4 protein-coding genes are annotated in these 5,710 nt (G+C 67.2%); 2 read left to right on the top strand and 2 right to left on the bottom strand.

The features are described 5' to 3' along the window. Nucleotides 1-119: 119 nt before the first annotated feature. A complete protein-coding gene (locus ACWEWT_RS38310; RefSeq protein ID WP_452565842.1) occupies nucleotides 120-2,504 on the bottom strand; it encodes a lysylphosphatidylglycerol synthase transmembrane domain-containing protein in 2,385 nt (794 codons plus the stop codon). A gap of 118 nt (nucleotides 2,505-2,622) precedes the next feature. On the opposite strand from ACWEWT_RS38310, the gene ACWEWT_RS38305 reads away from it, so the two are divergent. Next, nucleotides 2,623-3,222, top strand: coding sequence for a GDSL-type esterase/lipase family protein (locus ACWEWT_RS38305; RefSeq protein WP_452565840.1), 600 nt, complete (start codon nucleotides 2,623-2,625; stop codon nucleotides 3,220-3,222). A gap of 96 nt (nucleotides 3,223-3,318) precedes the next feature. On the opposite strand, the gene ACWEWT_RS38300 is transcribed toward ACWEWT_RS38305, so the two are convergent. After that, nucleotides 3,319-4,695 (bottom strand): ABC1 kinase family protein, encoded by a 1,377-nt coding sequence (locus ACWEWT_RS38300; RefSeq protein WP_452565838.1) that lies wholly within the window; start codon nucleotides 4,693-4,695, stop codon nucleotides 3,319-3,321. Nucleotides 4,696-4,794: 99 nt separating this feature from the next. Between ACWEWT_RS38300 and ACWEWT_RS38295 the strand changes: the two genes are divergently transcribed. Further along, nucleotides 4,795-5,586, top strand: coding sequence for a winged helix-turn-helix domain-containing protein (locus tag ACWEWT_RS38295; protein ID WP_452565836.1), 792 nt, complete (start codon nucleotides 4,795-4,797; stop codon nucleotides 5,584-5,586). The last annotated feature ends 124 nt before the right edge of the window (nucleotides 5,587-5,710 follow it).

Below are 5,710 nucleotides of genomic sequence, written 5' to 3'. Positions count from 1 at the left end.
GCCCGCCCCGGTTCTGGAGCGACAGAGCGAAGGAGCGCAGCGACTGAGCGCCGGAGTGAAGAACCGGGGTTAATAGGGCCCCACCCCGCCCCGCCGAAGGCGGGGCCGATAGACACAGCTCAGATCATGTTCTTCTCGGCCATCCAGCGCATCACCTGCCAGCCGCAGAACACCGGGATCCAGCAGGTGAGTACTCGGTAGAGCAGAACCGACGGCACCGCCACCGCGGCGGGCAGGCCGAACGCGGCCAGACCGCCGATCAGTGCGGCTTCCACCGCGCCGACACCGCCCGGTGTCGGCGCGGCCGAGGCCAGAGTGCCACCGATCATGGTCACGATGGTCACCGTCACGAAAGTCGTGCCGCCACCGAATGCCTGCACACTGGCGAACAGGGCGAGCGCTTGTCCGAGGGTCAGCGCCGCGCAGCCCAGCACGATGATCACGCAGCGTTTCGGATCACGTGCCAGGACCGCCAGTTCGCCGACCACCTCCTGTACCTGTGGAAGCACCGAATTGTTGAGCCAGCGACGCAGTTTCGGCACGAACATGAAGGTGCCGACGATGCCCACCCCGACTCCGGCGATCAGGTAGAGCACGGTCGGCGAGGGGACGAAATGCGAGAGGTCCGCGGAAGTTCCGGCCGCGACACTGAACAGCACCAGTAGCGCGATATGGGTGCAGACCTGCACCGCCTGTTGCAGCGCCACCGCGGCGGTGGCCCGGACCGTCCCGACCCCGCCCTTCTGCAGGAAGCGCACGCTCAGGGCCAGCCCGCCCACTCGGGCCGGAGTGGTGGTCGCGGCGAAGGTGTTCGCGATCTGCATCAGCACCAGCGGCCAGTACTTCACCACGCTGGACGCGCACGCCCACAGTGCCGCGGCCGTTCCGAGGTAGGTGAGGGACGACAGTGCCAGGCCGCCCAGGGCCCACCACCAGTTGGCCTCTTTGAGCTGGGTGAAGAAGGTCGGGACCGCGCTGATGAACGGGTAGGCCACATAGACCAGACCGATCAGCAGGGCCAGCTGGATGAGGCTCTTACGGTTGAACCGGGTGATCTGCTCGGCTTCGATCCGGTCCTCGCCGGTCTGGGTGCGGACCTCTTCACGCGCGGCGGTGACCACCGATTTCCAGTGCGGGATGGATTTACGGATACCGCCCGGCATGGCGAATTTGGTGAGCCGTCGCGACGCGGTGAGCACAGTCTGTTCGCCGAGTGCGCCGATCGCCGCGCGTACCGCCGGTTCCGCGCCGAAAACCGCCGTCATGGATACCAGCAACTGGGCGATATCGGATTGGAGCTGGGCATCCGAGGCGCATAGTTCCGCCGCGGTGAATCCGCCGAACAGTGCTCCGCCGGGCCCTATCCGGATCTCGGCGGGTCGTAGTTCACCGTGGGCGATCCCGCGTTCGCGCAGCACCGTCAGGGCCCGCCATACCGAATCCAGTGCATCGGTATCGCCGGGATCCTGTTCGATCGAGCGTCCGGCCGGCAGCGTATGCGAATACAGCATCCAGCCGCGGGGCAGGCCCGAGACCGTTACCGGTCGGTGCGCGGCCAGGTCGAGTTCGTCGAGGGCGATCGCCATGAGTGCGCGATGTTCCACCGCACGATGCATGGAGCCGTGCAGCGGGGCAGTCTCACTGGAGCGGAAGGTCAGCCAGCGCCACAACTGGCGTATCGCGCTGAGCGAGCGTTGATTCTTGCCGTACAACTCGACCACCAGCGCACGTTCACGTTCTTCCACGGTCGCCGAGAGCATGAGCGCACCCGGTCCGGCCGGCCGGACGACGGTGAACCGGGTGACGGTGTAGCCGTGCCGGGCCAGCTGCCGTACCGCCGCGTCCAAGGGCACTTCCAGGGCCGGTGTTCCCACCAGCAGGACGATCACCGCGCCCACCAGCCAGCCGACCACCAAACCGAACATGGCCCGGGCCGGGACCACCGTGCTGACCACCAGGTGGATGGGTGCGAAGGCCAGCAGCAGCACCCACAGCCAGCGCCGGGGCCGCACCGGCAGCCATGGGCTGGCGACGGTGAGTACCGCGGCCAGCATGGCGATCCAGCGGGGATCGTCCAGGAACTGCTGCAGGAAGGTCTTGTCGTCCAGATTCTCCGGGACCTGCAGATGCCATTGCGGGGCCGATAGTCCGCTCGGTGTGATGGACAGCAGCAGTACCGCGGTCAACCCGGCGGTGGCGTAGCCGGCGAGTAGTTTCCATTGCCGTCCGAAGGCCAGTTCCACCAGGATCGCGAACGGCAGGATGAGGATGGCGATCCCGTACAGCAGGTAGACCAGGTTCGACTGGTCGGGATTGAGGAATCCGACGATATTGGAGACCGAACGTTCCAGCGCCAGCCATTCGGGCCGGGTGATCAGCGAACCGGCGATAACGACCGCCACACCGATCGCCGCGAAGACGACACGCAGGATATCGCTGGTCCGCCGGGTGAGCGGTTGTAGGAGACTGCCCGTGACCGGGATCTCCTGCCCATCGACTCGCATGTCGTATCGGTACTTTCGGATCGAGGTGAAGCTGACGGGCCGGTCACGACCACCAGCAGGTGAGTATGCAGGACCCCGAGCCGGACGATACACACCAACACGCTGTCAGAATCCAGGGGTGAGTGGTGATCAACGCATCTGTTTGGTAGGGGACTCCTTCGTCGCCGGTGTCGGCGATCCGCAGGCACTGGGCTGGACCGGCCGGTTGACGGCGCATGCCCGGGCCGCGGGGGCGGCACGGACCGTGTACAACCTGGGGGTGCGCGGGCACACTTCCGCCGATATCGCCGCGCGGTGGTCCGCGGAATGCCTGGTGCGGTTGCCGGTCGAATCGGACGGACGCGTGGTGTTCTCCTTCGGAGTGAACGACACTGTGTTCGTCGACGGCCGACCTCCGGTCGAGGCGCAGAGTTCGGCCGCGAATCTGTCGGTGCTGCTCACCACCGCCCGAGCCCAGGGATGGCCGGTGCTGGTGGTGGGTCCGCCGCCGGTCGAGGACGCCGGGCACAATCGGCGGATCGAGGAACTGGACCGGAGCTTCGAGCGGATATGCGCCGAATTCGAGGTCCCGTACGCCCCGTCCTTCCGGCTGCTGGCCGACGACCCCGTCTGGGGGGAGCAGGTGCGGGCCGGGGACGGGGCGCATCCGGGAGCGGAGGGCTACGCGGTTTTCGCCGACCGGCTGTTGCCCACGTGGCGGCAATGGCTGGGCTACTGATTGCTCCCCGGGATAAATAGGATAGAATTTCCGCAAATTCGATATCCTCACCGGAAAATGTCCCAGACGGTGCGTTCGATCGCGGCCGCCGAGCGTTCAGCCGCCGGCCGGTACACCCGGCGCCGGCTCGCGCCGCATCACCGCGAAGATCTCCCCGAGTTCGGGTACCGACCGCTCCAGTTCGGCACCGAAGTCGCATTCGCACTCCAGCTGGCTCAACGTACCCACCAGGGTGAGCGCGGCCCGCGCGAACGGAGTGCACTCCGGCGGCAGGGTCAGCTCCCGCATCACATTCGTCAGTCGCAGGGCCGTGGTGCGCAGCACCTGTTTGCGCAACCACGGTGTGGTGATGCGGAACCGCGGGTACCGGACCGGCTCCGCACACGCCGACAGCGCCGCGTCGAGCGCCGTCGCGTCGAGAGTCCGCCCCGGAAAAGCGAACCCGTGCGTACGCACTGCCGACTCCAGGGCCGCCGGATCGCCGTTGAAGATCGCATCGCACATCTCGACCACCAACCGGGTGAACCCCGGATGCGGCCACGGCGCGCAGGCGCCGAAATCCACCACTCCGAGCCGGCCGTCGGCCAGCAGGCGCAGATTGCCGGGATGCGGGTCGCAGTACAGCAGCCCGTGCTGCTCCCAACCCGTCAGCACGAAACGCATCATCGCCTCGCCGACCCGGTCCCGCTGGGCGCGGCTCCCGGACTCGATGATCCGCGCGGCCGGAATACCGTCGAGCCATTCCGAGACCAGCACATCGCCCCGCTGCGCCAGAACCTCCGGCACCCGGAATTCGGTACTCCCGGTATACACCCGGGCGAAGGCCCGCTGGTTTTCCGCCTCGGCCGCGTAATCCAGTTCCGCGCGCACACTCTCACACAGGGCCTCGGTCACCGATTTCACATCCGCGCCCGGCAGGAACACCGATGCCAGCGTGGAGATCCGCCGCAGCTGCACCAGGTCCGACTCCACCGCCGCCCGGGCGCCCGGATACATGACCTTCACCGCGACCGCCCGGCCGTCGTGCCAGACCCCGCGATGCACCTGACCGATCGACGCGGCCGCCGCCCGGCGGTCGTCGAACTCCAGGAACAGGTCCCGCCAGTCCGGACCCAGATGTTCGGCCAGCACGGTGTGCACGGTGGTGGGCAGCATCACCGGCGCCGAATCCTGTAACCGGGCCAGCGCGACCTGGTACGGAGCGGCTATATCGCGCGGCAGGGCGAGCTGATAGATCGCCAGCAACTGGCCGAGCTTGGCGGCGCAGCCCTTCAACTCGCCCAGTACCTCGAACATGTGCTGGGCGGTGCGGGTCTGGATATCCCGGTTGACCTCGGCCGGTGGACGCCCGAGCGCCCGGCGGCCCGCGCCCGCCGCCTGCCGGCCCGCGAACGCGACCGGCAGCGCTACGAGCCGGGCGCTGCGCAGCGCCCGGCGCACCGGTGGTGTGCCGGCATCACGTCGACTGCTCATACCTCATCCCCAGAAGCGATTCGCCTGTTCTCCTGTGCAGTCTGGCATATTTGCGCATAGACTGTCTGGGACGTAAAAGCTGCCGAGAAAGGTGCATCCATGGGGTCCCGCACGGTGGTCGCCGATGTCGCCGACGAACTGGCACGGCGGGTCGCCGCAGGGGAATATCAGCCCGGTGAGCTGATGCCCTCGGTCCGGCAGGTCGCCGAAGAGTTCGAAATGAACCGGGCAACCGCCCAGCTCACCCTCGGCCGACTGGAGTCCTACGGATTCGTCGAAGCCAGGCGCGGTAAGGGATTCACCATCCGGGAAGTCCGCGCGGCAGGTGGACTGGACGTCTACCGTCACCTCTTCCGGTTCTCCATTCCGATGCCCGAGGTCGCGATCGAGATGTTCCGCGATATCGTCGAAGTCGAACGCGGCATCGTCATGGACGCCCTGCTCTCCTACACCGGCCTCGCCCACGGCGTGGCCGCGGCGGCCGGCGCCGACCTCGCCGAACTGAAAACCGAGATCGACACCCTGGAAACACTGGCACGCCTGGACGTCCCCGACTACCGCCGCATCCTCGCCATCGAGATCGGCGTCGTTCGAAAGCTCCTGGTAGCGCTCGAATCCAGCATGCAGCGCGCCATCCTGAACTCCATCGGCGAAATGGTGCTCGAAGTCCCCGAAGCAGTCGATGCCTACTTCGCCGGCGCCGCCGATCTCCACGTCCTGGTATGGCGGGCACTGATCGCGGTCTGGGAATCGGAATCCGGCCCCACCCCCGCCCAATTGGCACTGTTCGAAGACCTTTTCGGCATGTACCACAACAAGGTCGTCGCCAGGTTCGAAGAAATACTCGGCGCCGAAAACGAAGCCGAAGAAGTCCACGCAGCCACCGCCTGAGCTGTGTTCATGGCGCCGCCTCCGGCGGCGCGGGGTGGGGCCCTATCAACCCCGGTTCTTCACTCCGGCGCTCAGTCGCTGCGCTCCTTCGCTCTGTCGCTCCAGAACCGGGGCGGGCCCCACC

The sequence above is a fragment of the Nocardia sp. NPDC003963 genome (assembly GCF_053605105.1).
This window is presented reverse-complemented; position numbering and strand designations above follow the sequence as displayed.